The following is a 25,792-nucleotide window of genomic DNA, read 5'->3' on the forward strand; positions in this document are numbered from 1 at the left end:
TGGCCGCCCCCGCTGCTACCGCTACTGCTACCAGAACGGTTCAGGGCCGGTTCCCCGTGATGGGAAACCGGCCCTGAGCTGGTGGAGCTTAGGGGATTCGAACCCCTGACCTTCTCATTGCGAACGAGACGCGCTACCAACTGCGCCAAAGCCCCCAGCGGCGACAAGATTAGCACAGCGCCGCACGGGGCCCGCGAGGGAGCGGTGTGGGCCGGGTCTCTTCCCCGCGAGTCGTTCGGGGGCCCCTCCTAGATCCAGGAGTCGAGCCACATCCGCGCGTGCCACTCCTCGCGCGGCAGCGCCTCGCCGGTGTAGATCGGCCAGAAGTAGGCGAAGCACAGGACGATGACGGCGAGGAACGCCCCCGCGACGAGCGCCCCGGTCAGGCGCCGCTCCGGTGAGCCGAGGGAGGGCTCGCCGCGGCGGTGCCTGCCGATGATCATGCCGAGGGCCCAGGTGACCGCGCCGATGAAGAACGGGACGGCCGGGGCCGTGTAGAAGAAGAACATGGTGCGGTCGGGGTAGAGGAACCACGGGAGGATGCCCGCGCCGAGGCCCGTCAGGAGGAACCAGGCCCGCCAGTCGCGTTTGACGAGCGCCCACACCAGGAGCGCGAGCGCGGCGGGCACGAACGTCCACCACAGCAGCGGCGTGCCCAGGAGCAGGATCTCGCCGGCGCACTCGCCCGCGCCGCAGTTCACGTCCGAGCTCCAGTAGAAGACCACAGGCCGCAGGTTGAACAGCCACTCCCACGGCCAGGACTGGTAGGCGTGCTCGGACGAGAGGTTTTCGTGGAAGTCGAGGACGCTCATGTGGTACTGCCACCAGTTCACGAGCGCGCCGACGACGGGCGGTTCGCTCTCGCCCTGGTCGGCGAGCCAGTGCCGGTAGGAGCCGGTGTCGTTGAGGAACCACCCGGTCCAGGAGGCGACGTACACGCCGATGGCGAGGAGCCCGAACCACAGGTTCTGCCCGAACTCGTAGATGAGGGTGTCCCGGAAGGGCCTGCGGGCGCCGACGTCGACGCGCAGGCGCCAGTCCCACACGATGTACAGGACGATCGCGGCGATGATGAACCACAGGGCGCTCCACTTGGTGGCCATGGAGAGTCCCAGGAGCACCGCGCAGGCGATCCGCCACCACGGCATGCCCAGGCGGGGGCGCCGCCGGGCGGGGTCGAGGCCGTCGTCGATCGCGGCGAGCCATCCGGCGCGGCGCCAGTCGCGGTCGCGGACGAGGCAGTACATGGCGCCGAGGAGGAGCGTGGCGATGAAGATGTCGAGCAGCGAGGTCCGCGAGAGCACGAAGTGGCTGCCCTCGACGGCGAGGAGGAGCCCGGCGGTGCCGCCCAGGAGGGTCGAGCCGGTGAGGCGGCGCATGAGCCGGATGAGGATCGCGACGCCGATGATCCCGGCGACGGCCGCGCTGATGCGCCAGCCGACCTCGTCGTAGCCGAAGGCCGTCTCGCCGAGGCCGATGAGCCACTTGCCGAACGGCGGGTGGGCGACGTACGCCGAGCCGTCGGCCCCGGGGTCCCATTCGACGCCGTGGGAGAGCATCGAGTGCGCGTCCTGGGCGTAGTAGACCTCGTCGAAGATGAGGCCCTTGGGGTGGTTCAGGCCGATCAGGCGCAGCACCGCGGCGATCCCGGTGACCGCGAGGGTCACCCAGAGGGCGCGGCGGGCGTCGCCGGGGAGGGTGCCGGCGAGGCGTTCCCGGACGGCGGGGAGGGGGCCGGGGAGCGGGGTCGGCCGCCAGGCGGCGGGCGGCTGCTCGGGCCGGACTGCGGTGGCGCTCACCGAAGTGAGTCTAGGGGGTGTTCACGAGCCCCCGGCGACCGATGTCCGGCCCTCCGGCCCGCTAATGCACCAGCTCGGTCGGGGGCGTGAACTCCCCTTCCCCGTTCAGGTCCCACTGCGCGGCGAGGATGTCGGCGACCGCGTTGGCGGGCTTGCCGAGGTTCGCGCTGCCCACCACGTTCTGGGGGCTGTCGGGGTCGGCGACGAACGCGGCGGCCGCGGCGTTGGGCGTGAAGCCCACGAACCAGTTCGTGGAGTTCCCGTCGGTGGTGCCGGTCTTGCCCGCGACGGGCCCGTCGACGGCGTCGCCGACCTGCGGGGCGGTGCCCCACGTGCAGTTGCCGGCGACCGCGCCGTCCGCGGTCGGGCAGCGGGCCGCGTCGACGGCGGCGCGCGCGACATCGGTGCTGATCGCCTGCTCGCAGTCGCTCGCGAAGGTGATCGCCCCGCCGGTGCCGGTCACGGCGCTGGTCGCGGGGATCGGCGCGCAGTAGAGGCCGTCGGCCGGGAGCGCCGCGTAGGCGGCGGCCATGTCCATCGGCGTGGTCTGGGTGACGCCGAGGACGAACGTCCCGAAGGTCTCGGGGTTGTTCGTGACGTGGCTGAGGTCGGTCGGGTTGCGGAACTGGATGCCGAGGCGCTCGGCCATCTCGATGGACTTGTCGACGCCGATGCGCTCGGCCAGCTGCACGAAGTAGGTGTTCACCGACTCGCCGAAGCCGGTCCACATGTTGTAGTCGCCGACCTCGGACTCGGAGGCGTTCTTGGGGCACCAGCGGTTCCCGCACGCCGAGGGCCCGCCGGGCGTCACGACGTACTGCGACGTGTACTGGTAGGGCGAGTAGATCGTGGTGTCCAGCGGCAGGCCCTCCTCGAGGGCCGCGAGCATGGTGAACATCTTGAACGACGAGCCGGCCTGGTAGCCGGGGACCGCGGAGTTGCCGCTCAGGAGCGGGTTCGTGGTGTTGGGGTAGGTGCCCTTGTACTCGGGCGCCGAGGTGTTGGGGCCGTTGTCGGAGATGTCGTTGGAGTAGTTGCGGTTGACGGCCATGACCTGGATCGCGCCCGTGCCCGGCTCGATGACGACGGAGCCGAGCGCGTACTCCGAGCCGGTCTCGAGCTGGTCCTCGACGGCCTCCTGGGAGGCGTCCTGGAGGTCCGCGTCGAGGGTGGAGACGATCTCGTAGCCGCCGCGGAAGAGGCGCGCGGTGCGCTCCTCCTCGGTCTCGCCGAAGTCCTCCTGCTGCTCCCACCACTGCTCGAAGTAGTCGACGAAGAAGCCGTACTCGGAGTCGATCGCGCCGCCGGAGGTGTTGTTGGCGTCCTGCGGGTTGAGGCCGAGGTCGGTCGCCTTGGCCTCGTCGCCTTCGGCGGCGGTGAGGACGTCGATGGCGACCATGCGGTTGATGACGTGGTCGCGGCGGACCTTCGCGGCCTCGGAGGAGCCGTTGATGGGGTCGTAGTTCGACGGCGACTGGATCAGGCCGACGAGCAGCGCCGACTCGGGGACGGTGAGGTCGGCGGGGACCTTCCCGAAGTAGACCTGGGCGGCCGCGCCGATCCCGTACGCGCCGTTGCCGAAGTAGACGGTGTTGAGGTAGTTGGTGAGGATCTCCTGCTTCGACATCTCCTCTTCGAGCGCCAGCGCGTACCCCATCTCCTTGACCTTGCGGTCGATGGTGACCTCGCTGGCGGCCGCGACCTCGTCGGGCGTGGTCGCGGTGTAGGAGAGGACCTGGCGCACGTACTGCATGGTGATGGTCGAGGCGCCCTCGGAGGTGTCGCCCTCGGCGATGTTGGTGACCAGGGCGCGCATGACGCCTTCGGGGTCGACGCCGTTGTGCTCGAAGAAGTTCGAGTCCTCGGTGGCGACGAGCGCGTCGATCACCGACGCGGGGATCTGGTCGTACTCGAGCTGGACCCGGTACTGGTCGCCGAAGGTCGCGATGACCGTCTCGCCGTCCGAGGCGTACAGGGTCGAGGACTCCGGCGCCGGGGGGAGGACGAGCTCGTCGGGGAGCTCGAGGACGGTCTCGGAGCCGACTTTGGCCAGGCCGCCGACGCTCGACACGAACGGCAGGAAGGCCACGCCGACCACGAGGCCGAACGCCACCGCGACCGGCACGAGCGCCAACATGGCGCGCCGCTGCACGGCGGTGATGGGTCCGAACCAGGTCTGCGCCACCGGCTTCGAAGATGCACTCACGCTGTCTCCCGGGGAGCCCCGAAACATGGGGAATGAACGGTCAATTCAGTTGGGCGCGTCGTAGCGCCGAGTCAGGCGGAGTTCCGGGGGCGCGTCCACTCTACGACGCCGCGGTTCGGGGGCGGGGAGGCAGGCCGACCCAGGTGGGGGCGGTTACAGACGGTCCGGATACGGGCGCGTCGCCCGCCGCCGGCGGTCACCGCCTGGTAACGGCGGGAACGGCCGTGCGGCGTGGGCCGGGCGGCGCGGCGTGTCCCGGCCTCCGCGTCGGCGGAGCGTCCGGTCCCCGCCCGGCCGCTCGGCGGCCGCGTTCACCAGGCGAAGGCGAGGGCGACGGCGAGCACGGCGCCGGCGGCGGCCCAGGACAGGCCGATTGCGGCGGAGCGTCCTTCGTAGAGCCGGGTGGCGCCGGAGACGGCGACGAGCGCGAACGCGGCGGCCATGAACAGGACGAGCGCGGGGGCCCAGCGCAGGACGAGGCCGCCGGTGCCGCCGACGTACGCGTTGTGGGCGTCGGGGCCGGTGGCGCGGGCGGGCAGTGCGGCGCCGAGGTCGTCGGCGGTGACCTCGCCGGTGAGGGCGAGCTCCTTGGACCAGTCGCCGGTGCTGAAGACGCCGGTGCACGAGGGCGCGAACCCGGTCTGGCAGGAGGTCACGGTCGCCGTGCCGGATTGGCTGTGGCCCACGGAGATCCACAGGGCGGGTGCGGCGGCCCACGCGAAGAACATGAGCAGGCACGCGCAGACGAGGACGCCGAGGAGGGCCGGTCCGAGGCGCTTGGGCTCGCGGCGGGGGTGGGGGCGGCCGGGGCGCGCGGGGCGGCGGCGCTCGGACTCGGCCGCGCGCTCCCACACGGCCCGGATCGCGGCCATGCCCTCGGTCTGGGAGCCGAGCGGCCCTCGCTGCGGGGCGGGCCGCGGGTGCGGGGCGAGCGGGCCGTGCCCGGCGCCCGGGTGCGCGGCCGGGTCGGCGTGCGGGCCGAGGCCCGGGTGCGCGCCCGGGTGCGGGTCGCGTCCCGCGTAGGACGCCTGGTCGGTGTGCAGGTCGGGCACCGCCTGCTGCGTGGCCGCCTCGACCGGCGCGGACTCGGGCGGCGCGGTCCCGTCCGGCTCCCCGGCCGCGGCGCTGTCGGCGCCGTAGGCGGCCGGGACCTGCGGCACCGCGGCGCCGCCGGCGGCCTCGGGCCCGCGTGGTGCCGGCTGTGGCTGAGGAGCGGCTGCGCGGCGTGTTCCAGACATACCGGTTATTGCATCACCGAATCGGCGAAGCCGGGCGCAATCGCGCCCGGATCGCCGTGTCGAGTACGGGCGCGGCGGCCGCCGCACCGGCGGTCGGACGATGCCGGTCCCGGAGGTTGGACCGATACCATGGGGCGCATGACACACGTACTGACCGCGCTGGCCTGGCCTTACGCCAACGGCCCGCGCCACATCGGCCATGTGGCGGGATTCGGGGTCCCCGCCGACGTCTTCGCCCGGTACATGCGCATGCGCGGTCACGACGTCCTCATGGTCTCCGGCACCGACGAGCACGGCACGCCGATCCTGGTGCAGGCCGACTCGGAGGGCCTCAAGGCCGCCGAGGCGGCCGCGAAGTACAACCGGATCATCGTGGAGGACCTGGACGCGCTGGGCCTGTCGTACGACCTGTTCACGCGCACGACCACCGGGAACCACTACAAGACCGTGCAGGAGCTGTTCACCACGCTCTACGGCAACGGCTACATCCTCCAGAAGAAGACGCTCGGGGCGATCAGCCCGTCGACGGGCCGCACCCTCCCCGACCGCTACATCGAGGGCACCTGCCCGCACTGCGGGTTCGACTCGGCGCGCGGCGACCAGTGCGACAACTGCGGCCGCCAGCTCGACCCGACCGACCTGGTCGACCCGAAGTCGCGGATCAACGGCGAGACCCCCAAGTTCGTGGAGGAGGACCACTTCTTCCTCGACCTCCCGGCGTTCGCCGACGCCCTGAACGCGTGGCTCGACACGCGCACCGGCTGGCGCACGAACGTCGTGCGGTTCACCAAGAACCTCCTCGACGACCTCCAGCCGCGCCCGATCTCGCGCGACCTGGACTGGGGCGTGCCGATCCCCCTCGAAGGCTGGGTCGAGCGCCCGGACAAGCGCCTGTACGTGTGGTTCGACGCGGTCATCGGCTACCTGAGCGCGACCATCGAGTGGGCGCGGCGCTCGGGCGACCCGGACGCGTGGCAGCGCTGGTGGCAGGACCCCGAGGCGGTCTCGTACTACTTCATGGGCAAGGACAACATCGTCTTCCACTCCGAGATCTGGCCCGCGATGCTCCTGGGCGCCAACGGCGAGGGCGCCGGCGGCGGCGAGCCGGGCGCGCTCGGGAGGCTGAACCTGCCGACCGAGGTCGTGTCCTCGGAGTTCCTCACCATGGAGGGGAAGCAGTTCTCGTCCTCGCGGCGCGTGGTGATCTACGTGCGGGACTTCCTGGAGCGGTACTCCCCCGACGCGCTGCGCTACTACATCTGCGCGGCGGGCCCGGAGAACCAGGACTCGGACTTCACGTGGGCGGAGTTCCTGCGCCGCAACAACGACGAGCTGGTGGCCGGCTGGGGCAACCTGGTGAACCGGTCGATCGCCATGGCCGCGAAGAACTTCGGGGCCGTGCCCGAGCCGGGCGAGCTGGAGGAGGTCGACCGGGAGCTCCTGGCGGCCACGAAGGCGGCGTTCGACGCCGTCGGCGACTTGATCGGCGCCAACAAGGTCCGGGCGGGCATCGGCGAGGCCATGAAGGCGGTCGCGGCGGCCAACAAGTACCTCGCCGACACCGCGCCGTGGAAGATGAAGGAGGACCCCAAGCGCCAGGGCACGGTGCTGTTCACGGTCCTCCAGGCGGTCTCGGACCTGAAGACGATCATGAGCCCGTTCCTGCCGCACTCCTCGCAGCGGGTGCACGAGCTGCTCGGCGGCGAGGGCGTGTTCGCGCCGATGCCGCACATCGAGGAGGTCGCAGACCTGGACGAGGGCGGCGCGACGAACGGGACCTACCCGATCCTGACCGGCGACTACGCGGACGTCCCGAAGTGGGAGTCCGTGCCGCTGGCGCCGGGGACGCCGCTGGCGAAGCCGGTGCCGGTGTTCACGAAGCTCGAGCCGTCCATCGTGGACGAGGAGATCGAGCGGCTGCACTCGTAGGAGCATCGCCGAAGCGGCCCCGGCGGATCGCCGGGGCCGCTTCGCCGTGTTCAGACCGCGGGGGCGACCTCGGCGCGGGCGACCCACTTCTCGTAGACGCCGCGGCGGACGGCCTCGGCGCCGGTGCGGGAGAGGACGTCGGGGCCGGGGCGGGCGATGCGGAAGCGGGCCCACTCCTCGTCGGCGTCGACGAGGGAGCCCGCGATGCCGTTCCAGACGACGCGGGTCGCCTCGCGCAGGACCCGGCGCACCTGGTGGGCGCGGCCGAGCTCGACGCCGGGGAGGTCGACGGGGCGGTCGGGGCGCAGCGGCGTCCACTGCCGGTCGGCGTAGTCGAGCAGCTCGTACTCGGCGCCGCTGGTCGCGTACGCGACGATGCGGGCGCCCTCGGGGAGCGGCAGGTCGGTGAGGTCGGCGGTGACGTGCTCGGGCAGGAGGTGCGCGGCGGAGATCGCGAAGCCGGTGCCGAGGACGGGCATGCCGCGCCGGTCGGAGGAGGGCATGGCGGTGAGGCCCTCGTAGTCGGGGGCGACGGGCGCCTCGTAGTCGGCGGGGTCGGCGACGGGCCAGCGCAGCGCGAACGCCCACCGGTCGCCCGGTTCGGTCTCGCCGCCGAGCACGGAGCGGGCGGCGGGGGTGCGCAGGTGGGCGGTGTCCCAGCGGCGGTAGCAGAAGCCGCCGGGGACGGCGGCGGTCTCCATGAGGCGCGCGGCCTGCGCGGCGGTGACGGGCCGTTCGAGGAGGTCGCCGGGGGCGAGCGGCGCGGAGCGGCGGACGCGGTCGAGGAGGGCGCGGGCGGCCGGGTCGAGGTGCGGGGTCTGGGTGAGGCGGCGGACGTACTCGAGGTCGAGTCCGGGCGCGAGGGGCACGGTGAGGGCCTGGTCGTCGGCGACGGCGGGGACGCCGTCGCGCAGGACCTCGCTGGCGTGCACGAAGCGGCGGTGGGGGAACTCGGTGCCGGGGCGGGTGTTGGGGAGGAAGTCGGGGCGCGGGAGGGCGGAGAAGAGCTCCCAGGCGGCGCCGTCGGCGTAGGGGGCGCCGGGGTACTTCTCGCCCTGCCATTCGACGGTGGCGAGGATGGGGGTCTCGGTGTGGTCGGCCGGGACGGCGGGGCGGCGTTGCTGGAGCGCTGCGGCGCGGTTGCGGCGGGACGCGAGGTCGCGGGTCATGTGCGGCTCGATTCGTCATGCGCGGTGGGGCTGCTGTGGCGGCGGGGAGTGTCGGTGCGTCCACTGTCGGTGCACGGTTGCCCGCCAACGTAGGGGCCGGCTGTCAGGGGCGGATGTCGGGTGCGTGAAGAAGGTGTTACGGACGCGGGGCGGCGCCGGGGCGGCCGGGCGGCGCGGTGCCGCGCCGGTGCAGGGGCGGCACGGGAACGGCGCGGCACAGCGGGCCGGGCACGGTGCCCCGCGCCGGGGCGCGGTTTCAGGGCGGGAACGCCGTACCTGAAGGCCGTAGTGCCATCCCCAACCCCCACCCTCCCCGGGGACCGTGGCGGCAATGCTTCCCCGCGGGTCCGACAGAAAACGGGCCCGCCGGGGACGATGTCACCCGGACGTGTGAACGCGGCGCGTGGCATCGTTGACGCGTGTACCGATCCGAACCCGCGCCGGCGCCCGAGCCGCTCCCGTTCCCCGTCGCCGACAGCCACACCCACCTCGACCTCGTCGACACCTTCGGCGCCGACGAGGAGCTCCCGGCGCCCGCGCCCGGCGCCCCCGAGGTCCGGGCGCGCCTGGACGAGGCCGAGGCCGCCGGGGTCGCCCGGGTCGTGCAGGTCGGCACCGACGTCGACTCCTCCCGCTGGGCCGCCGAGCTCGCCGCCGCCGACCCCCGCGTCCTGGCCGCCGCCGCCCTCCACCCGAACGAGGCGCCCCGCCTGCCCGACCTCGACGCCGCCCTCGCCGCGGTCGACGCCGTCGCGGCGCTGCCGCGCGTGGCGGCCCTCGGCGAGACCGGCCTCGACTACTTCCGCACCGACGAGTCCGGCCGCGCCGCCCAGCAGCGGTCCTTCCGCGCCCACGTGGAGATCGCGAAGCAGCGCGGCAAGGCCCTGGTCATCCACGACCGGGACGCCCACGAGGACGTCCTGTCGATCCTGGACGCCGACGGCGCGCCCGACCGCGTGGTCCTGCACTGCTTCTCGGGCGACTTCGCGTTCGCCAAGGAGTGCGCGCGGCGCGGCTTCTTCATGAGCTTCGCAGGGAACGTGACGTTCAAGAACGCGCAGCACCTGCGCGACGCCGCGAGCGTCGCCCCGCCCGAGCTGGTCCTGGTCGAGACCGACGCGCCCTTCATGGCCCCGGTCCCGGTGCGCGGCCACCGCAACCACCCGGCGCTGACGAACTACACGGCCCGGTTCCTCGCCGAGTACCTCGAACGCGACCTGGAGGCCTGGTGCCAGCGCCTGTGGCAGAACACCGAGAACGCCTTCGGCACCTGGTGAACCCGGTCCGGGATCACGCAGGAGATATGAGGACCGCGGTCAGCTGACGTCCACGACCGCTTCGGCGGTCGCCGTGGTCCCCTCCGCGTCGGTGAGCGTGAACGTGAAGACCCACCGGCCCGCGGCCGGGAGGCTCACCTCCCCCGCGAGGATGCCGGTGCGCAGCTCGATGAGGCGCAGCTCCTCGGGCGCCTCGCCTTCGAGCCCGTACTCGGCCGTCCACTCCACGGCCGGGAACGGCTCGCCGTCGAGGCCGTCGGCGAGGATCCGGACGCTGTTGGGGCCGGGCCGCCCGGGCTCGAGCACGAGCTGCGCGGCGTAGGCGTCGGTGGTCACGAGCGTGGCCGTCTCGGTCGACGCCGACTCGGTCGTGTCGGTCTCCAGCAGCGCGGTCTTGGCGGGCACGGCCTGCACGAGCACCGCGACGGCCGCCATCACGACGGCCAGGAACGCGACCTCGACGCCCGCCGCGACGCGGAGCCGGCGCCGCCCCTCGGCCCCGCGCAGGAGCGCGCGGCGCGTGAACAGCCCGATGCCCACGATCACGACGAACAGCCCGGCCTTGAGCATCACCAGGCGCCCGTACGCGGTGTCGGTGAGCGCCGCGATCGAGTCGATGTGGAGCAGCGCCGAGGCGAGCCCGGCCACGAGCACGTTCGCGACGAGCCACGGCACCAGCGCGGTCCAGAACTCGGCGGTGCGGTCGGGGATCTCGATGTCCTTGCGCAGCGCCAGGATCAGGAGCGCGAGCACGCCGCCGCCCCAGGCCAGGGAGCTCGCGAGGTGGACGAGGTCGGCGATGAAGGCGACGGCCACCGGTTCGGTCGCCATCGGATGCCCGGCGAGCGGCCAGGTGGCCGCGAGCCCGAGGCCGACCGCGGCGAGCCCGGCGAGCATCCGCCGCTGCGGCTCGTCCGCGCCGGTGACGGTGACGCGCATGAGCGGCAGCGCGAGCAGCACCAGGAGCAGCCGCAGGAGTGCGGCGAGGCCGACGTTCGACTCCATGACGGTCTGGAGGGCGACCGCGTCGAGCCCGGAGACGCTCGTCCCGGTCTCGTAGGCGGCCTGGAGGGGCAGGCCGAGGACGGCGGTCATGGCGACCAGCGAGAGGCCGACGGCGACCAGCCGGGCCGCGGCGTCGCGGGGGCGGGCGCCGGCGCCGAGCAGGAGGCCCGCGCCGAGGGCGAGGGCGAGCCCGGCGTAGCCGATCCAGCGGTTGCCGTAGAGGAGGGCCTGCACGAACGGGTCGGTCCCGGCCACGAGCGCTTCGGCGCTGGGGGCTTCGGAGGGGGCGCCGACCGAGTAGGTGAAGGTGCCGGAGACGGGGTGGCCGTCGTGGGAGACGACGCGGTAGCCGACGAGGTAGGTGCCGTCGAGATCGGACTCGACCGCGATGGTGACGGCGGTGGCGTCCTCGTTCTGGGTGATGCCGGTGTCGGCTCGGTCACCATCGGGAGCCACGACGCCGGTGGCCGCGTCCACGGGGGTGACTGGCTCGTTGAACTCCACGACGACTTCGCCGGGAGGGGCGTCCAGGACGGCCCCGGAGGCGGGGTCGGTGTTGGTCGCGGTCGCGTGAGCCGATGCCGCGGAGGCCCAGAGCACGCCGACGAGTGCTGCCGCGAGCGACGACCAGGCGAGGCGGACGGCGAGGCGCGGGCCCGCGGGCCGGCCGGTGGCGGGGCTGCTGGTGGTTCGGCGGCGTTGCATCGCCGCTGAGCGTACTCGAATCCGCTTCGTGAATCGAGAGTTGGACCGGAGAAAGGCTGGGCGAGCTGATGGGCAGTTCCGAGCGGAAGACCGAGCGCAGGAAGGCCGCCGAGGCGCTGCGCCGGCAGCAGGAGGCGGAGGCCAGGCGCCGCAAGATCGTGTTCGGGGTGGCGATCGGCGCCGCCGTGGTGCTGATCGGGGGGCTCCTGGTGTTCGGCATCTGGATGAACCGCGAGCCCGAGTACGAGGTGGCGACGCCGACGGCGAACGTGACGGACGAGTTCGGGGTGCAGATCGGCGACGGGCCGGTCGAGGTGGACCTGTTCATCGACTTCATGTGCCCCGCCTGCAACCAGTTCGAGTCGACGTACGCGGGCGACCTCCAGGGCTGGATCGACGAGGGCTCGGTCACCGTGAACTACCATCCGGTCGCGATCCTGGACCGCCTCTCGGCGGGCACGGAGTACTCGAGCCGTTCGGCGGCGGCGGCGGTGTGCGCGGCGGACGCCGGTCCGCAGGAGTTCCTCGACTACACGCTCGCGCTGTACGAGAACCAGCCGGCGGAGAACTCGACGGGGCTGACCGACGAGGAGCTGATCAGGATCGGCACCGAGGAGGCGGGCCTGGGCTCGGAGTGGCAGTCCTGCGTGGAGGCCGAGACGTACCGGGGCTGGGTCAAGGAGGGCACCGAGTGGGCGACCGGCGAGGGCGGCATCCAGGGGACGCCGACCGCGAAGGTCGACGGCGAGGTGGTCGAGAACCAGGACTTCGCCAAGGAGGTCCAGGCGGCGATCGACGCCGCCTGACCGGCGGGGGTCTCCAGGGGCGCGGGCGCGAAGGCGCCTGCGCCCCTCGGCGTTGCGGGACCGGTTCTCGGGCAGGGGGAGAGCCGCTGGGGGCCGGGCGGCGTCGCCCCCGGATCGAGCGTGCCCGGCGGGTGCGACACTGCCGCGGCGAGCGGTCCGAGCACCGGTCCCCGGGCACGGGCCGGGTCGTGAGGGCCGCACCGGAGCGCCTCTGGCACCAGGGTGCCCGGCGGGTGCGGCGATCGCGGAGGGCGGCGGTCGCCGCTCGTGCGTGAGTCCGGTCATGGCGCTGCGCCGGGAGCCGACCGCGCCCGGCGGGATCGGGCGGTTCAGGTTCGCAGGGCCGCCAGGGCGGTCTCCAGGGAGAAGCCGAACGGCAGTTCCAGGCGGTGCCGTTCCAGGAGGGCGGCGTCCGCGAGGATCTCCGCCGTCGGGGCGTCCGCCGCCACCTTGCCGCTGTCGAGGACGACCGCCCGCTCGCACAGTTGGAGCGCGTACGGCAGGTCGTGCGTGACCAGCATCAGGGTCGGCGCGGTCGCGTGCAGGATGCGCGCGAGGTCGCGGCGGCTGGCCGGGTCGAGGTTCGCGCTCGGCTCGTCGCACACCACGATGCCGGGCCGCATCGCCAGGACGCCCGCGAGCGCCGCCCGCCGCTGCTGCCCGACCGAGAGGTGGTGCGGCGGCCGGTCGGCGAGGTCGGCGAGGCCCACGTCGTCGAGCGCGGCCGCAACCCGCTTCGCGAGCTCCTCGCCGCGCAGGCCGAGGTTCGCGGGCCCGAACCCCACGTCGTCGGCGACGGTGGGCATGAACAGTTGGTCGTCGGGGCTCTGGAACACGATCCCGACCCGGCGGCGGATCTCGGCGAGGTGCCGCTTCCCGACGGGCAGGCCGCCGACGGCCACGGTGCCCTCGGTCGCGGTGAGCAGTCCGGCGAGGTGCAGCATGAGCGTGGTCTTCCCGGCGCCGTTGGGGCCGAGGATCGCGACCCGTTCGCCTTCGTCCACGTGGAGGTCGACGCCGTCGAGGGCCCGGTGGCCGTCCGGGTAGACGTGCCGCAGGCCCGTGATGTCGAGGGCGCTCACGCGGCCGCCGCCGTCCATGCGGCGATCACGCCGGCCGCGAGCGGGGCGCTGAGCGCGGCGGCCCACTGGAGCGCGCTCGCGGGCGCGGGCCCGACTTCGAGCGGGAGCCGCCCGGTGTAGCCGCGGGCGGCCATGGCCTGCCAGACGCGTTCGCCGCGTTCGAAGGAGCGGATGAAGACGACGCCGAGGCTGCGGGCGAGCGCCCCGGCCTGCCACAGGAAGCGCGGGTCGTCGCAGCGGGCGAGGCGGGCCAGGCGCATCTGGGTCACCTCGGCGACGGTGAGGTACGCGTAGCGGATGGCGAACGCGGTGATCTGGAGCAGGATCTCGGGGCAGCGCAGCCTTGAGAGCCCGGCGAGGACGCCGGCGACGGGCGTGGTCGCGGCGAGCAGCAGCGCGGCCCACACGCCGAGGGTGGCCTTGGCGAAGAGGTTCCAGCCGGCCCACAGGCCCGGCTCGGAGACCGTGATGAATCCGAAGTGGACTTCCGGCCCGGCGACCATGAACGGGAACGCGAGCGCCAGCACCAGGAACGGCGACTCGACGAGGCTGCGCGAGAGCACCCAGGCCGCCGGGACCCGCGCGAGCGCGAACAGCCCCGCGAGGAGCAGCGCGTAGCACCCGAAGGCCCACACCGCCTCTCGCGGAGTGGCGGCGATGGCGCAGGTGAAGGCGGCGAGCGCGACGATCTTCACCTGCGGCCGGAGCCGGTGGACCGGCGAGTCCCCCGGCCGGTGGAGCCCGTCGACCGGGTTCACGCGCCCTCTTCGGCCGAGTCGGCCCGCTTGCCGCGGGCGAGCAGCCGGAACAGGCCGGTCGCGACCGCGAGGGTGAGCAGGACGCCGAGGACGCCCGCGAGGGAGGCGCCGAGGACCTCGCTCCCTTGGAACGCGCCGTCGAGGAAGCTGATGCCGTAGTCGGCGAAGGCCCCGCCGATCTCGTGGTCGCCCGCGGCCTGGAGGACGCAGGCGCCGCCGGTGATCTCGCCGTCGTCGGTGTCGCAGCCGGTGAGGAGCACCGATTCGAGCCCGTCGGGCGAGGCGGAGGCGAACAGGGACACGAACCCGGCCAGGACCAGGGTCACAACGGTCCCGGCGATGAGGAACTTCCCGGTCTTCATGCGGTCTCCTTCAGGTCGCGCGGGGCCTGGGCGAGCCGGGTGCCGCGGAGGGCGTGGACGAGGTCGGGGCGGGCGAGCGCGACGGCCGTGACGGCGCCGGCGGTGATGGCGGCCTCGCCGAGGCCGACGAGGACGTGGGTGCCGAGGATGGCGGCGGCCATGGCGCCGAAGGACTGGCCGACCTCCTCGCCGCCGATCCAGAACTGGAGCACGAACCCGGCGGAGGCGGCGACGACGCTGACGACCGCGGCGGCGAAGACGGCGGCGGCGAGGCCCCCGCGGGTGCGCGGGAGGACCTTGAGCGCCAGCGTCAGCACCGCGTAGGCGGTGAAGGTGGCGATGAGGGCCATGTTGGCGACGTTGAGGCCGAGGGCGGTGACGGCGCCGTCGGCGAACAGGAGCGCCTGGATGACGATGACGACGGTGACGCACAGGGCGCCGAGCCAGGGCCCGAGGAGCGCGGCGGCGAGGGCGCCGCCGAGGAGGTGGCCCGAGACGCCGGCTGCGATCGGGAAGTTGAGCATCTGGGCGGCGAAGATGAACGCGGTGGCGAGCCCGGCGAGCGGGACGAGGCGCTCGTCGAGGTGCCGCCGGGCCCTGACGACGCAGAGGCCGACGACGAGCGCGGCGACGAGGACGGCGGCGAGGGACGTGGGTCCGTCGATGACGTCGGTGGGGATGTGCAGTGCGAGGTCTGACACGGGCAGTGCCGCCTTCCGACTGGTGGTGGAGGTCAGGGCGTCGGGGACGGGCGGCCGGGGACGGGACCGCAGGTCCGGGGGTCGGCGGCCGTCCTGCCGGAGGCGGGGCGCCCGCGCGTGGTGTCAACAACCCGCTTCGGGCTATTGCCATCATTTTGCAAGAGCCCGCTCGCCGCCGTCAAGTCGCGTGCGCGCGGCGGAGGGGACCGCGGAGTGTCGAACAGGGAACACGGGGCGTGCTCACAGGCGATTGTCAGGGACAGCCGGTAAGGTTCAGCTCTGTGAACGTACGACTTGAGCCTGGTGAGACGGCGCCTGACTTCACGCTCTCCACCGACACCGGCGACACGGTCACCCTGTCGAGCCTCCAAGGCCGCAAGGTGATCCTGTACGCCTACCCGCGCGCGATGACCCCCGGCTGCACCAAGGAGGCCTGCGACTTCCGCGACAGCCTGGCGAGCCTCCAGGCCGCCGGCTACGCGGTGCTCGGGATCTCCCCGGACGAGCCGGCGGAGCTCGCGAAGTTCGTCGAGCGCGACGGCCTGACCTTCCCGCTCCTGTCCGACCCCGAGCACAAGGTGCTCGAGGAGTACGGCGCCTGGGGCGAGAAGAAGAACTACGGCCGCACGGTCCAGGGCGTCATCCGCTCCACCTTCGTCATCGACGAGGAGGGCGCCGTCGAGCTCGCGCAGTACAACGTGAAGGCCACCGGCCACGTCGGGCGCCTGAAGAAGCAGCTCGGCCTCGACTGACGGGCGTCACCTCGCCCTCGGCTCCCTGAGGGCGTAGCCGAAGCCGCGCACGGTCTGGATGAGCCGCGGGCCGGTCGCGTCGATCTTCTTGCGCAGGTAGTAGACGTAGGACTCGACGAGGCGGCCGTTGCCGCCGACGTCGCAGTCCCAGACGCGGTCGAGGATCTGGGACTTGCTGACGACCTTGCCCGCGTTGACCATGAGGTAGCGCAGGAGCTTGAACTCGGTGGGCGAGAGCTCGATCGGGCGCCCGGCGCGGCGCACTTCGCGGACGGTCTCGTCGAGTTCGAGGTCGGCGTAGCGCAGGACGCTGCCCGCGGAGGGTGCGAGGACTTTCGTGCGGCGCAGGACGGCCTGGACGCGCAGGACGACCGCTTCGAGGTCGAAGGGCTCGGTCACGTGGTCGTCGCCGGTGGCGCGGTCGCGGGCGGTGAGGAGCAGGACCGGGAGGTCGCGTTCGGCGCGGAGGCGCTCGGCGACCGCGAAGCCGTCCATACCGGGGAGCACCGCGTCGAGGACGACCAGGTCGGGTTCGAATTCGTCGGCGGCGGCGAGGGCCTCGGCGGCGCTGCGGGCGACGCGGACGTCGAAGCCGGTGAGGCGCAGCGTGGCGGACAGGAGCGCGCAGATGTCCTCCTCGTCGACGACGAGGACGCGGTCGTTGGTCTCGGCTGTGCTCACCAGGGCTCCTTCATGCGAGTGCCCTGCCTGCCTATCGGGCGGGCCCGGAGGGGTGCTGGGAGGAACCTCAGAGGAACGTCAGAATCGCCGGTCGAGGGAGCGGGACCGCGCGGCGGCACTTCCGCGGCGGCCGGTCAGGCGCGGGTGAGGGACCGCTTCGGGCGGGGGCCTGTGGCCTCGTCGACGGCGAGGAGCCGGGCGGCGTCCTCGGCGGTGCCGGTGCGCAGCACGTGCTCGCGCAGCCGCCGGTAGCGGTCCAGCAGCGCGGCCTGCTCCTCCTGCGGCAGCAGCCCGGAGTGCTGCACCGCCGCCGCCAGGGCGGCGACCCGTTCGACGTCAGAGGCGGGGTTCATGCCCCGAATGTCGCGGGCGAAGACGGCCGGGAGGCGAACCGGACGTGAACCGGAGCCCACAGGGCCGCAACGATCGGCACCGGACCGCCCAGCGCGGGCGCCCGCCCCTTCGGCCCGCCGACAGGATCAGCAGCGGCCCGGTCGGGCCCGGTCGAGGCCGCCCACGGCGTTCCGGACCGCCCGCGGCAACCGCAGCCGACGTGCCCGGGCCAAGTAGCCGCGGAGTGCCTTCCCGATCGCCCGCTCACGCCCGCAGTGCCCGGCCGATGACCTTGGCCGCCTCGGGGAACGCGTCCGTGTCCGGGCCCGAGTAGTTCAACCGCAGGTGCGGGCCGGTGGGTTCGGCCGGGAACCACTCGTCGCCCGAGACGACCAGCACCCCGGCGTCCTCGCACCTCCTCACCAGCGCCGCCAGGTCGACGCCGTCCGGCAGCCGCGCCCACAGGTTCAGGCCGCCCCGCGGCATCGCCGTCAGGTGCGCCTTCGGCGCGTGCTCCCCCAGGCTCCGCGCGAGCAGGTCCCGCCGCGACGCCAGCTGGTGCCGCAGGCTCTTCAGGTGCGTGCGCCACCCCGGCTGCCCGACGACGTCGAGCGCGACCGCCTGGAGCAGCCCGCTCACGTACATCGCCTCGGCCCTGGCGTCCGCGACGATCCGCTCCCGCGCGGGCCCGCGCGCGATCACGGCCGCGACCCGCACCGCCGGGGACACGCTCTTGGTGAGCGAGCGCAGGTAGACCACGTGCCCGCCCTCGTCGCGGGCGGCGACCGGGGACGCGTCGGCGTCGATGCCGAACTCGCGGGCCCAGTCGTCCTCGATGAGGAACGCCCCGTGCGCGCGCACCACGTCGAGCACCCGCTCCACGAGCTCGGGGGACCACAGCGCGCCGGTCGGGTTGGCGAAGTTCGGCTGCGCGTAGAAGGCCCGCGCGCCGGTCCGCTCGAACGCGGCGGCCAGCACCGCCGGGTCGGGCCCGTCCGGGCCCGAGGGGATCGGGACCGCCTCGACGCCTTCCCTTGCGGCGGCGGTGATCGCGCCCCAGTAGGTGGGCGACTCGATGAGCAGCGGCCGCCCGGGCCCGACCAGGACCCGGAACGCCGAGCTGAGCCCGCTCTGGCTGCCGGGCACGATGACCACGTCGTTCGGCGAGGGCGGCGCGATCCCGGCGGGGGTCGTCTCGCCGAGTTCGGCCGCGAACCAGGACCGCAGTTCCGGCAGGCCCGTGGCGGGCGAACGGCTGATCGCGGCCTCGCTGCGGGCGGCCCGCGCGAACGCGGCCTTGACGAGGCGTTCGGGGAGCAGTTCGCGGGCCGGGTAGCCCGAGTGCAGCGCTATCGTGTCGGGCCCTGCGGTCTTCAGCGCGGTGGGGGTGGCGGGGATGCGGGCCCGGGGCGAGCCGAGGGCCGCGGTCTGCCAGCCGTAGTCGTTGGGGCGGGCGGTGCGCGCGGCGCGCACGAACGTGCCCACCCCGGGCCTGCTCTCCACCAGCCCTTGCGCGTTGAGGACCCTTAGGGCCCGCTGGACCGTGACGGGGCTCGCCGCGAACTCGGCGACGAGCGCCCGCGTCGACGGCAGCCGCGACCCGGGCGGCGCGGCGTCGACACGTTCGCGCAGGGCGGCGACGATCCGCTCACTGCTATCGTTGTACATGAGAGAACATAGTAGCGCTACCGCCCTCGCGACGCCGGTGCTATCGCGGGCGGGCCTGTGGTGGGGTCTGCTGGGGGTGCTGGCGTTCTCGTTCACCGTCCCGTTCACCCGCATCGCCGTCGGCGGCATGTCGCCGCTGTTCATCGGCGCCGGGCGCGCCGTCATCGCCGCGGCCCTGGCCGCGGCGGCCCTCGCGTTCACCGGGCAGCGCCTCCCCACGGCCGCGCAGTGGGGCCGCCTGGCGCTCGTGGCGGTCGGCGTCGTGATCGGCTTCCCGTTCCTCACCTCGTACGCGCTCACCGCGAGCTCCGCGAGCCACGGCGCGGTCATCATCGCGATCCTCCCGGCCGCGACCGCCGCGATGACGGTGCTCCGCACCCGCGAGCGCCCGCCCGCGGCGTTCTGGACGGCCGCGGTGCTCGGCGCGGCGGCGGCCGCGGCCTTCGCCGCCGCGAACGGCTCGGGCCTCACCGGCCTGGGGTGGCCCGACCTGCTCTTCTTCGGCGCGGTGGCGGCCGGGGCGGTCGGCTACACCGAGGGCGGGCTCCTCGCCCGCGAACTGGGGGCCTGGCAGACGATCTCGTGGGCGCTGGTCCTCGCCTCGCCGCTCACCGCGGCGCTCACCGCGGTCTCGTGGAGCGCCGGTCCGCCGCGCGCCGGCCTCGCCGAATGGGCGGCGTTCGCGTACCTCGCCGCGGTGAGCATGTACCTGGGCTTCTTCGCGTGGTACCGGGGACTGGCGCTCGGCCCGATGGCGCAGGTGAGCCAGACGCAGCTGACGCAGCCGGTCATGACGATCGCGTGGGCGACCCTGCTGCTGGGCGAGCCCCTCGGCTGGACCACCGTGGCGGGCGGCCTCGCGGTGATCGCCTGCGCCGCCCTGGCCGTCAGAAGCCGCCTGCGCCCCAAGCGGTCCGGGTGGGCGAGCCCCAAGCGATGAGCCGCATGCAACGGTCGCCCGGCGGCGGGAGCTAGGAAGGAGCCGGGGCACTGGGCCCGTTCGGCGGTGTCGCGCGGCCGGCCGTTCGGGCGCCGCTCGCCTTGACGGCCGGGCCGCGCCGGACGGACAGGTTACCGTTGCGGCGGAACCGGAGAGGAGCCTTCCATGCAGTACACCGCCTATTACCGGCTGGGGATCACGCCCTGGGAGCAGTACGCGGAGGCCGCGGCCGACGACATCGGCGCGATGCTCGACCGCGAGGAGGACGGCAGAGGGCGGCCGCTCGGGCGGGCCCTCGACCTGGGATGCGGCCGCGGGGTGTTCAGCGCCGAACTGGCGCGGCGGGGATGGGACGTGGTCGGTCTCGACCTCGTCCCCAAGGCGATCGCGGCGGCCGAGGCGCGGTCGATCGCGGGCGCGTCCTTCGTCGTCGGCGACGTGACCGGTCTGGAGTCGGCGGGTCTCGGCGCCTTCGACTTCTTCCTCGACGTCGGCTGCTTCCAGGGGTTGAACGCCGAACAGCGGGCGGCGTACGGGAAGGGCGTCACGGCGCTCGCGAACCCGGGAGCCTCCCTGCTCATGCTGGAGTTCGGGCCGACCCGGCTGCGGTCGGTGATCGGCGGGGTCTCGGAGGCGGAGGTGCGCGAGGCGCTCCCCGACTGGGAGCCGAGTTCGTCGGCGCCCGCGCCCACGGCGGGGCTGGGATGGCCGATGAACCGGACGTCCCCGCAGTGGTTCCGCTTCACGCGCCCCTGACCGGTTCCTCTCGGAGAGCGAGGCGGATGCGGATGAGCGGCAGAACCCCGCGCTCGAGCGTGCCCCACGGTCTTTGACGGCGAACGGCCCCCGCCTGTCGGCGGGGGCCGTTCCGATGCGGTGTCTCAACACATCGGGTGGCCGATCACCGCTCAGGCCTCCGCCTCGAGCGCGGCCCACACCGGGTCGGTGTCGAGGAGGGTCGCGAGCTTCGCGACCTCCTCGGTGGTCACTTCGATGGCGCCGTCGGGGGTGCCGTTGAAGTAGTCCTCGCCCCACCAGACCGAGCCGACGGACCCGTCGGGGAAGAACGCCGCGGCCTCGACATAAGTGCCGTCGGTGGTCCAGGCGAGGAGCGTCCCGTCCGCGAGCTCCTCTGACGCGCACTCGGTGTCGGTCGCGACGCAGTGCAGCAGGTAGTGCAGGTCGACCGGCCCGCCTGCGCTGAGGTCCTGGACGCCTTCGGTGATCCCGCCGGGCAGGTACAGCTCGGCCAGCAGGGCCTCCTCGGTCTCCGGGACGGCGAAGTCGGCCCGGAACTTGCGCTGGACCGGCGTCTCGTTCTCGTCGTCGAGGTAGTAGTTCTGGAGCCGGGTCCCCTCGAGCGTGGTCGTGAAGGTCCAGTCCTGGAAGCTCGCGCCGAGCGTCGCCTCGGTCGCGGCCTGCGCTTCAGCGGTGTAGTCGTCCTGCACGACATCCCATGCGGCCGAGTACTTCCATCCCTCAGCGGGGATCTCGGCGGTCTGGGCGGAGGCGGTGGCGGGGAGGAGCACCGCGGCGGCGGCCGAGACGGCCACGACCGCGGAGCGTTTGAACGAGGACATGAGAGCACCTTTCGGTAGTGCTTGTCACTTGTCCTCAGTTATAGGCCGTTACACCAGATTAAGACCGGTAGTGCGGTCACTCGTGGTTTCCGTTCCCTTTTCGACCGATGGGACAACCGAGGACGTCCGCATTGCGTATTTCTCAGATGCCTTGCCGCGGAAGGCGATGGGGATCGAGCATCGTCGCGGTCGACGGACGGGGAGTCGGTGCGGTGCGCGAGGTGGGACTCGAACCCACACGTCCTAGGACACAGGAACCTAAATCCTGCGCGTCTGCCAGTTCCGCCACTCGCGCGTAGCGTGAGTGGCGGAACCAGAAGTGCTGTCGCCACTCGGGTGTTGCGTGAGTGGCGGAACCAGGAGCACTGTCGCCACTCGGGTGTTGTTTGAGGGGCGTCGGGCCGCAGGCCCGTTGCCACTCGGGTGTTTCGTGGGTGGTGCCGGGCCCCGGGTCCGTTGCCACTCGTGTTCGATGCTGCCCGGACCGGGGATGGGGCCAGGTCGTGCAGCGTGCCGGTGCGCTCTTTGAGCAGCAACTAGTGTGTCACACTCCCGGGCGTTCCCGTAGGCTGGTGCGGATGACTCGACCTGACAAGCGCGCAGCCGACGAGCTGCGCCCCGTGAAGTTCACCCGCTCCTGGACCGACCACCCCGAGGGCTCGGTCCTCGTCGAGTTCGGCCGCACCCGCGTGCTGTGCACCGCCTCGGTCACGCCCGGCGTCCCCCGCTGGCGCCGCGGCTCCGGCGAGGGCTGGGTCACCGCCGAGTACGCCATGCTCCCGCGCTCCACGCACTCGCGCTCCGACCGCGAGTCGATCCGCGGCAAGATCGGCGGCCGCACCCACGAGATCTCCCGCCTGATCGGGCGCTCGCTGCGCGCCTGCATCGATTTCAAGGCCCTGGGCGAGAACACCATCACGCTCGACTGCGACGTGCTCCAAGCCGATGGGGGGACTCGCACCGCCGCGATCACCGGCGCCTACGTGGCCCTGCACGACGCGGTGGACTGGCTCAAGGAGCAGAAGCTCGCCCGCAAGCCCGACAAGATCCTCACCACCTCGGTCGCCGCGATCAGCGTCGGCGTCGTGGACGGCGTCCCCGTGCTGGACCTGCCGTATGAAGAGGACGTCGCCGCCTCGGTCGACATGAACGTGGTCTGCACCGGCGAAGGCGACTTCGTCGAGGTCCAGGGCACCGGCGAGGAGGCGGTGTTCAACCGCTCCGAGCTGGACACGCTGCTGGACCTGGCCCTCAAGGGCTGCAAGGAACTCGCCGGCCTCCAGGCCCGTACCCTCCTGACCTCGTGAGGGTGCTCCTGGCGACCCGCAACGCGGGCAAGGTCGACGAGCTGCGCCAGATCCTCGCCGAGGCGGCCCCGCACGTCGAGCTCGTGGGCCTCGACGCCGTCGAGGCGTATCCGGAGACCCCCGAGACCGAGCTGACCTTCGCGGGCAACGCCCTGCTGAAGGCCCGCGACGGCGTCGAGCACACGGGCCTGGCGACCATCGCCGACGACTCGGGGCTCGCGGTGGACGCGCTCAACGGGATGCCCGGCGTCCTCTCGGCCCGCTGGGCCGGGGCCGCGAAGGACGACGCGGCGAACAACGCCCTGCTGCTGGACCAGCTCGCGGACGTCGCCGACGAGCTGCGCGGCGGGAAGTTCGTGTGCGCGGCCGCGATCGTGTGGCCCGACGGGCGCGAGCTCGTGGTCCACGGCGAGATGCCCGGCCGCGTCGGCCGCGAGCCGAAGGGCGCGAACGGCTTCGGCTACGACCCGCTCTTCACGCCCGACGGCTTCGACCGGACGAGCGCCGAGTTGAGTCCCGCGGAGAAGAACGCCGTCTCGCATCGGGGGAAGGCGTTCAGGGAGCTCGCGAGCAGGATCTGAAGCCCCGTAGAGGGCTTGGAGTTGATCGGAGGCGGCCTTCGGGCCGCCTCTCTTCATGCCGCCTGCCGCTCCTTCAGGACCGCCAGCGCCTTGTCGGCGTGCGCGTTCATGTTCAGCTCGCTCTTGATCGCGCCGATCACCTCGCGGCCCTCGCCGATCACGAAGGTCTTGCGCTTGGTCTGCACGATGGTGAGCTTGCGCCGCACCCCGAACGCCTCGGCGACGGCGCCGTCCGGGTCGGACAGGAGCGGGTACCCGAGGCTGTGCTTGGCGGCGAAGGCCGCCTGGCGCTCGACGCTGTCGTGCGAGATGCCGACCGGGGTCGCCCCGAGGGCCTGGAACTCGGCGACGAGGTCGCGGAAGTGGCAGGCCTCGGCGGTGCACCCCGCCGACATGGCGAGCGGGTAGAAGAACAGCACGACCGGTCCGGCTTCGAGGAGCCGGTCGAGGCTCCGCGGCGCACCGGTCTCGTCGTCGAGGGTGAATGCCGGGGCGGTGTCTCCGATGTCCATGGAAGCCAGTCTATCCACGGAGAGGCCCAGGAGGACCCGTCCGGAGCCTGCGGATGCAAGGGCGTTTGCACTTCGGCCCATGATATAGATAGACTCGAATATCAGAATACCCGTCAGCAGCATTCCACAAGATCGCTTCGGCTCGGCAGGGCCAGGTTGGGAGCGCTCCATGACCGGCAGAGGAGTAACTCCATGTCCACCACCGCAACGGCGGCGCTAGGCGGCAGACGCCGCCGCATCGCCGCCGTGATGTCGCTGGTCCTGGCCGCAGTAGCGGCGATGACCATCACGACGCTGTTCACCAAGAACGACGCGGAAGCGCACGGCGCCACGGTCTTCCCGGGGTCCCGCCAGTACTTCTGCTACTTCGACGCGCTCAGCGGGAACGGCGCGCTCGACCCCTACAACGAGGCCTGTCAGGACGCGCTCGCCCAGAGCGGCCCGAACGCGTTCTACAACTGGTTCGGCAACCTCGACTCCAACGGCGCGGGCCAGACCGTCGGGTACATCCCCGACGGCCAGATCTGCGACGGCGGCGGCCGCGGCCCGTACGACTTCTCGGCGTTCAACGAGCCGGGCGACTGGCCGCGCACCCACGTGACCGCGGGGGCCAACGTCGAGTGGCGCTACAACAACTGGGCGCACCACCCCGGCAAGTTCGACCTCTACATCACCAAGGACGGGTGGGACCCGTCCCAGCCGATCGCCTGGGACGACCTCGAGCTGTTCAAGACCATCTCGAACCCGCCCTCCAACGGCGGCCCCGGCTCCGACGACCACTACTACTACGCGAACCTGACGCTCCCGCAGAAGTCGGGCTACCACGTGGTCTTCACCCACTGGGTCCGCTCCGACTCGAACGAGAACTTCTACGCGTGCTCCGACGTCGAGTTCGACGGCGGCAACGGCGAGGTCAGCGGCCTCCGTCCGGGCGCGAACCTGCCCGGCAACGACGGCGGCGTCAACAACCCCGACCCCGACCCGACCACGCCTGACGACGACGACCCGACCACCGGCGGCCCCGGCGAGGAGCCCACGGGCGACTGCACGGCGACCGCCGCGGTGACCTCGTGGAACGGCGGCGCGACGGTGAACATCACCGTCGAGGCCGGCGCCGACCCGATCAGCGACTGGATGATCCACTGGCTGTGGCCGCCGGACTCCGGCATCGCCATCACGAACTCGTGGGGCACCACGATCTCGTCGATGGGCGACATGGAGATGGCGGGTCCCGCCGCCTGGAACGGCACGATCAGTTCGAACGGCTCGGTGACCTTCGGGTTCAACGTCACCGGCAACCTGACGAGCATGCCGGAGATGGACTGCATCCCGGGATGACCGCCAGGCGCGGATGACCGCCGGACGTCCAGAACCTGAACGTTCGTCAAAAAATCACCGCTTTCGACTCCTCCCTCCGGGGACCCGCTGGAATACTCGAGACAGCAGGTCTTCCGGGGGGAGGAGCCATGTCCACAGCAGCGGCCCCAGAGCGGTCGGCGCCCGAGGCGATGACGGCGTCGACGCCGGCCGGCGTCGTGGTCCAGTCCTACATCAGCGGGCAGGTGGACGCGCTCAACCGCGCCATCGCCGCCACCGAGCGGCACGCGCCCGGCTCCGCCGGGGCGATCCGCATCGCCATCCACCGCCTCCGCACGGCGATCCGCGGCTACGACCACCTGTTCGCGCAGACGCCCCGCGGCGGCCCCGAGCTCGACCAGCTCCTGTCGGCCCTCAAGCGCACCGAGGACCTCGAGCGCCTCCGCGTCCACTTCGCCGACCGGTTCGACCAGCTCGGCCTCACCGTCCCCGAGTACCCCAAGTGGTACGCGGCCCTGGAAGCGGACGTGCGCGACTCCTACCGGCGGATCGAGCGGGTCCACTCGCAGGCGTGGGTCGCGGTCCTGCTCGGGCAGGTGCGGATGTTCGCCGAGCACGCGCGCTTCGCGCACGGCGGCGAGAAGCCCGCGTCCTCCCTCATGGGGGTGCTCTCGCAGGCCAAGAACCATCTGCTCGACACGTACGCGCGGGTCAGCTACGCCGCCGACCCGGCCGTGGCGCGGGACGAGACCCGCGTGGCCGCCCGGGAGGCCCGCTTCCTCGCCGAGGCCGCCGCGCCCGCGCTGGGGCGGGCCGCCGAGGAGGTCGTCGCGGCGGCGTCGGCCCTGGAGCGCCTGATCACGCAGTACCGCCAGGCGGTCATCGCCCGCAACTGGCTGCTGCGCCTGCCCGGCGCCGACCGTGCCGGGCGGCTCACCGCGAGCCTGGCGGAGCTGGAGCACGAGCACCTGCGCCAGCTCGACGAGGAGATCGAGGCGTCCACGTCGGACATGATCGGGCGCTGGTCCTGACGGACGCGAACGCGGCGGGCGCCCGATGGGCGCCCGCCGCCCGCCTGTCGCCG

24 protein-coding genes and 2 tRNA genes are annotated in these 25,792 nt (G+C 72.8%); 10 read left to right on the top strand and 16 right to left on the bottom strand.

The window, feature by feature from the left end:
• Positions 1-79: 79 nt before the first annotated feature.
• From LO763_RS18105 to LO763_RS18120, 4 genes are all read right to left on the bottom strand, one after another.
• Positions 80-155 (bottom strand) — tRNA-Ala (locus LO763_RS18105).
• A gap of 93 nt (positions 156-248) precedes the next feature.
• Positions 249-1,799: a dolichyl-phosphate-mannose--protein mannosyltransferase gene (locus LO763_RS29980; protein ID WP_230786897.1), complete on the bottom strand. Its 1,551-nt coding sequence runs from the start codon at positions 1,797-1,799 to the stop codon at positions 249-251.
• A 61-nt stretch (positions 1,800-1,860) separates the two neighbouring features.
• Positions 1,861-4,005, bottom strand: a complete 2,145-nt coding sequence (locus tag LO763_RS18115; RefSeq protein ID WP_230786898.1) for a transglycosylase domain-containing protein — start codon at positions 4,003-4,005, stop codon at positions 1,861-1,863.
• Positions 4,006-4,316: 311 nt separating this feature from the next.
• Entirely contained in the window at positions 4,317-5,165 is an 849-nt protein-coding gene (locus tag LO763_RS18120) for a hypothetical protein (protein WP_230786901.1), read from the bottom strand.
• 216 nt (positions 5,166-5,381) lie between these two features.
• On the opposite strand from LO763_RS18120, the gene metG reads away from it, so the two are divergent.
• On the top strand, positions 5,382-7,172 hold the full coding sequence (gene metG / locus LO763_RS18125) for a methionine--tRNA ligase (protein ID WP_230786903.1): 1,791 nt from the start codon (positions 5,382-5,384) through the stop codon (positions 7,170-7,172).
• Positions 7,173-7,222: 50 nt separating this feature from the next.
• Here the strand turns inward: metG and LO763_RS18130 are convergent, their stop codons facing one another.
• A complete protein-coding gene (locus LO763_RS18130; RefSeq protein WP_230786905.1) occupies positions 7,223-8,341 on the bottom strand; it encodes a hypothetical protein in 1,119 nt (372 codons plus the stop codon).
• Positions 8,342-8,760: 419 nt separating this feature from the next.
• Between LO763_RS18130 and LO763_RS18135 the strand changes: the two genes are divergently transcribed.
• Positions 8,761-9,618 carry a TatD family hydrolase gene (locus LO763_RS18135; protein ID WP_230786907.1) on the top strand — a complete coding sequence of 286 codons (858 nt, stop codon included), beginning with the start codon at positions 8,761-8,763 and terminating at the stop codon, positions 9,616-9,618.
• A 39-nt stretch (positions 9,619-9,657) separates the two neighbouring features.
• On the opposite strand, the gene LO763_RS18140 is transcribed toward LO763_RS18135, so the two are convergent.
• On the bottom strand, positions 9,658-11,328 hold the full coding sequence (locus LO763_RS18140) for a copper resistance CopC/CopD family protein (protein WP_230786909.1): 1,671 nt from the start codon (positions 11,326-11,328) through the stop codon (positions 9,658-9,660).
• Positions 11,329-11,396: 68 nt separating this feature from the next.
• Between LO763_RS18140 and LO763_RS18145 the strand changes: the two genes are divergently transcribed.
• On the top strand, positions 11,397-12,134 hold the full coding sequence (locus LO763_RS18145) for a DsbA family protein (protein ID WP_230786911.1): 738 nt from the start codon (positions 11,397-11,399) through the stop codon (positions 12,132-12,134).
• A 329-nt stretch (positions 12,135-12,463) separates the two neighbouring features.
• Here LO763_RS18145 and LO763_RS18150 read toward each other — a convergent pair whose 3' ends face one another.
• From LO763_RS18150 to LO763_RS18165, 4 genes are read right to left on the bottom strand one after another with little or no spacing between them, the layout of a single operon-like run.
• Entirely contained in the window at positions 12,464-13,234 is a 771-nt protein-coding gene (locus LO763_RS18150; protein ID WP_439650303.1) for an energy-coupling factor ABC transporter ATP-binding protein, read from the bottom strand.
• A complete protein-coding gene (cbiQ, locus tag LO763_RS18155; protein WP_230786915.1) occupies positions 13,213-13,974 on the bottom strand; it encodes a cobalt ECF transporter T component CbiQ in 762 nt (253 codons plus the stop codon). The genes LO763_RS18150 and cbiQ overlap by 22 nt, the downstream gene beginning before the upstream one ends.
• Complete coding sequence (locus LO763_RS18160) at positions 13,971-14,336, bottom strand: PDGLE domain-containing protein (RefSeq protein WP_230786917.1); 366 nt, start codon at positions 14,334-14,336, stop codon at positions 13,971-13,973. The genes cbiQ and LO763_RS18160 overlap by 4 nt, the downstream gene beginning before the upstream one ends.
• A complete protein-coding gene (locus LO763_RS18165) occupies positions 14,333-15,037 on the bottom strand; it encodes an energy-coupling factor ABC transporter permease (RefSeq protein WP_230786920.1) in 705 nt (234 codons plus the stop codon). Before LO763_RS18165 ends, LO763_RS18160 begins: the two co-directional genes overlap by 4 nt.
• A 281-nt stretch (positions 15,038-15,318) precedes the next feature.
• Here LO763_RS18165 and bcp point away from each other — a divergent pair, with 281 nt between their 5' ends.
• Positions 15,319-15,789, top strand: coding sequence for a thioredoxin-dependent thiol peroxidase (gene bcp, locus LO763_RS18170; protein ID WP_230786922.1), 471 nt, complete (start codon positions 15,319-15,321; stop codon positions 15,787-15,789).
• Positions 15,790-15,795: 6 nt separating this feature from the next.
• Here the strand turns inward: bcp and LO763_RS18175 are convergent, their stop codons facing one another.
• The 3 genes from LO763_RS18175 to LO763_RS18185 all read right to left on the bottom strand — a co-directional run bounded on the left by LO763_RS18175 (position 15,796) and on the right by LO763_RS18185 (position 18,471).
• Positions 15,796-16,473, bottom strand: a complete 678-nt coding sequence (locus LO763_RS18175) for a response regulator transcription factor (RefSeq protein WP_230787122.1) — start codon at positions 16,471-16,473, stop codon at positions 15,796-15,798.
• Between the two features lie 131 nt (positions 16,474-16,604).
• Positions 16,605-16,823, bottom strand: coding sequence for a hypothetical protein (locus tag LO763_RS18180; protein ID WP_230786924.1), 219 nt, complete (start codon positions 16,821-16,823; stop codon positions 16,605-16,607).
• A 244-nt stretch (positions 16,824-17,067) separates the two neighbouring features.
• Positions 17,068-18,471 carry an aminotransferase-like domain-containing protein gene (locus tag LO763_RS18185; RefSeq protein ID WP_230786926.1) on the bottom strand — a complete coding sequence of 468 codons (1,404 nt, stop codon included), beginning with the start codon at positions 18,469-18,471 and terminating at the stop codon, positions 17,068-17,070.
• Here LO763_RS18185 and LO763_RS18190 point away from each other — a divergent pair.
• Positions 18,470-19,411, top strand: coding sequence for a DMT family transporter (locus tag LO763_RS18190; protein ID WP_230786928.1), 942 nt, complete (start codon positions 18,470-18,472; stop codon positions 19,409-19,411). The two genes, LO763_RS18185 and LO763_RS18190, sit on opposite strands and share 2 nt — an antisense overlap.
• Positions 19,412-19,576: 165 nt before the next feature.
• A complete protein-coding gene (locus LO763_RS18195; protein ID WP_230786930.1) occupies positions 19,577-20,167 on the top strand; it encodes a class I SAM-dependent methyltransferase in 591 nt (196 codons plus the stop codon).
• A 152-nt stretch (positions 20,168-20,319) separates the two neighbouring features.
• Here the strand turns inward: LO763_RS18195 and LO763_RS18200 are convergent, their stop codons facing one another.
• Together LO763_RS18200 and LO763_RS18205 are read right to left on the bottom strand one after the other, a co-directional pair.
• Entirely contained in the window at positions 20,320-20,991 is a 672-nt protein-coding gene (locus LO763_RS18200; RefSeq protein ID WP_230786932.1) for a hypothetical protein, read from the bottom strand.
• 213 nt (positions 20,992-21,204) lie between these two features.
• Positions 21,205-21,286, bottom strand: a tRNA-Leu gene (locus tag LO763_RS18205).
• Positions 21,287-21,569: 283 nt separating this feature from the next.
• On the opposite strand from LO763_RS18205, the gene rph reads away from it, so the two are divergent.
• Both rph and rdgB read left to right on the top strand, forming a co-directional pair.
• Entirely contained in the window at positions 21,570-22,298 is a 729-nt protein-coding gene (rph, locus tag LO763_RS18210) for a ribonuclease PH (RefSeq protein ID WP_230786942.1), read from the top strand.
• Entirely contained in the window at positions 22,295-22,879 is a 585-nt protein-coding gene (gene rdgB / locus LO763_RS18215; RefSeq protein ID WP_230786944.1) for an RdgB/HAM1 family non-canonical purine NTP pyrophosphatase, read from the top strand. The genes rph and rdgB overlap by 4 nt, the downstream gene beginning before the upstream one ends.
• Before the next feature lie 53 nt (positions 22,880-22,932).
• Here the strand turns inward: rdgB and LO763_RS18220 are convergent, their stop codons facing one another.
• Positions 22,933-23,391 (bottom strand): peroxiredoxin, encoded by a 459-nt coding sequence (locus LO763_RS18220; protein ID WP_230786946.1) that lies wholly within the window; start codon positions 23,389-23,391, stop codon positions 22,933-22,935.
• A gap of 192 nt (positions 23,392-23,583) precedes the next feature.
• Here LO763_RS18220 and LO763_RS18225 point away from each other — a divergent pair, with 192 nt between their 5' ends.
• Together LO763_RS18225 and LO763_RS18230 are read left to right on the top strand one after the other, a co-directional pair.
• A complete protein-coding gene (locus LO763_RS18225; protein ID WP_230786948.1) occupies positions 23,584-24,729 on the top strand; it encodes a lytic polysaccharide monooxygenase auxiliary activity family 9 protein in 1,146 nt (381 codons plus the stop codon).
• 128 nt (positions 24,730-24,857) lie between these two features.
• Positions 24,858-25,739, top strand: coding sequence for a CHAD domain-containing protein (locus LO763_RS18230; protein WP_230786951.1), 882 nt, complete (start codon positions 24,858-24,860; stop codon positions 25,737-25,739).
• Positions 25,740-25,792 lie beyond the last annotated feature (53 nt).

The sequence above is a fragment of the Glycomyces amatae genome (assembly GCF_020991375.1).
In the GTDB taxonomy this organism is placed as follows: Bacteria; Actinomycetota; Actinomycetes; order Mycobacteriales; family Micromonosporaceae; genus Glycomyces; species Glycomyces amatae.

Coding starts and splice junctions, on each gene's coding strand:
- LO763_RS18160 (WP_230786917.1), bottom strand. CDS start 14,336: ATGAAGACCGGGAAGTTCCTCATCGCCGGGACCGTTGTGACCCTGGTC.
- LO763_RS18190 (WP_230786928.1), top strand. CDS start 18,470: ATGAGAGAACATAGTAGCGCTACCGCCCTCGCGACGCCGGTGCTATCG.
- LO763_RS18130 (WP_230786905.1), bottom strand. CDS start 8,341: ATGACCCGCGACCTCGCGTCCCGCCGCAACCGCGCCGCAGCGCTCCAG.
- metG (WP_230786903.1), top strand. CDS start 5,382: ATGACACACGTACTGACCGCGCTGGCCTGGCCTTACGCCAACGGCCCG.
- LO763_RS18185 (WP_230786926.1), bottom strand. CDS start 18,471: ATGTACAACGATAGCAGTGAGCGGATCGTCGCCGCCCTGCGCGAACGT.
- rph (WP_230786942.1), top strand. CDS start 21,570: ATGACTCGACCTGACAAGCGCGCAGCCGACGAGCTGCGCCCCGTGAAG.
- LO763_RS18230 (WP_230786951.1), top strand. CDS start 24,858: ATGTCCACAGCAGCGGCCCCAGAGCGGTCGGCGCCCGAGGCGATGACG.
- LO763_RS18180 (WP_230786924.1), bottom strand. CDS start 16,823: ATGAACCCCGCCTCTGACGTCGAACGGGTCGCCGCCCTGGCGGCGGCG.
- LO763_RS18195 (WP_230786930.1), top strand. CDS start 19,577: ATGCAGTACACCGCCTATTACCGGCTGGGGATCACGCCCTGGGAGCAG.
- LO763_RS18225 (WP_230786948.1), top strand. CDS start 23,584: ATGTCCACCACCGCAACGGCGGCGCTAGGCGGCAGACGCCGCCGCATC.
- LO763_RS18200 (WP_230786932.1), bottom strand. CDS start 20,991: ATGTCCTCGTTCAAACGCTCCGCGGTCGTGGCCGTCTCGGCCGCCGCC.
- LO763_RS18140 (WP_230786909.1), bottom strand. CDS start 11,328: ATGCAACGCCGCCGAACCACCAGCAGCCCCGCCACCGGCCGGCCCGCG.
- LO763_RS18145 (WP_230786911.1), top strand. CDS start 11,397: ATGGGCAGTTCCGAGCGGAAGACCGAGCGCAGGAAGGCCGCCGAGGCG.
- LO763_RS18220 (WP_230786946.1), bottom strand. CDS start 23,391: ATGGACATCGGAGACACCGCCCCGGCATTCACCCTCGACGACGAGACC.
- LO763_RS18150 (WP_439650303.1), bottom strand. CDS start 13,234: ATGGACGGCGGCGGCCGCGTGAGCGCCCTCGACATCACGGGCCTGCGG.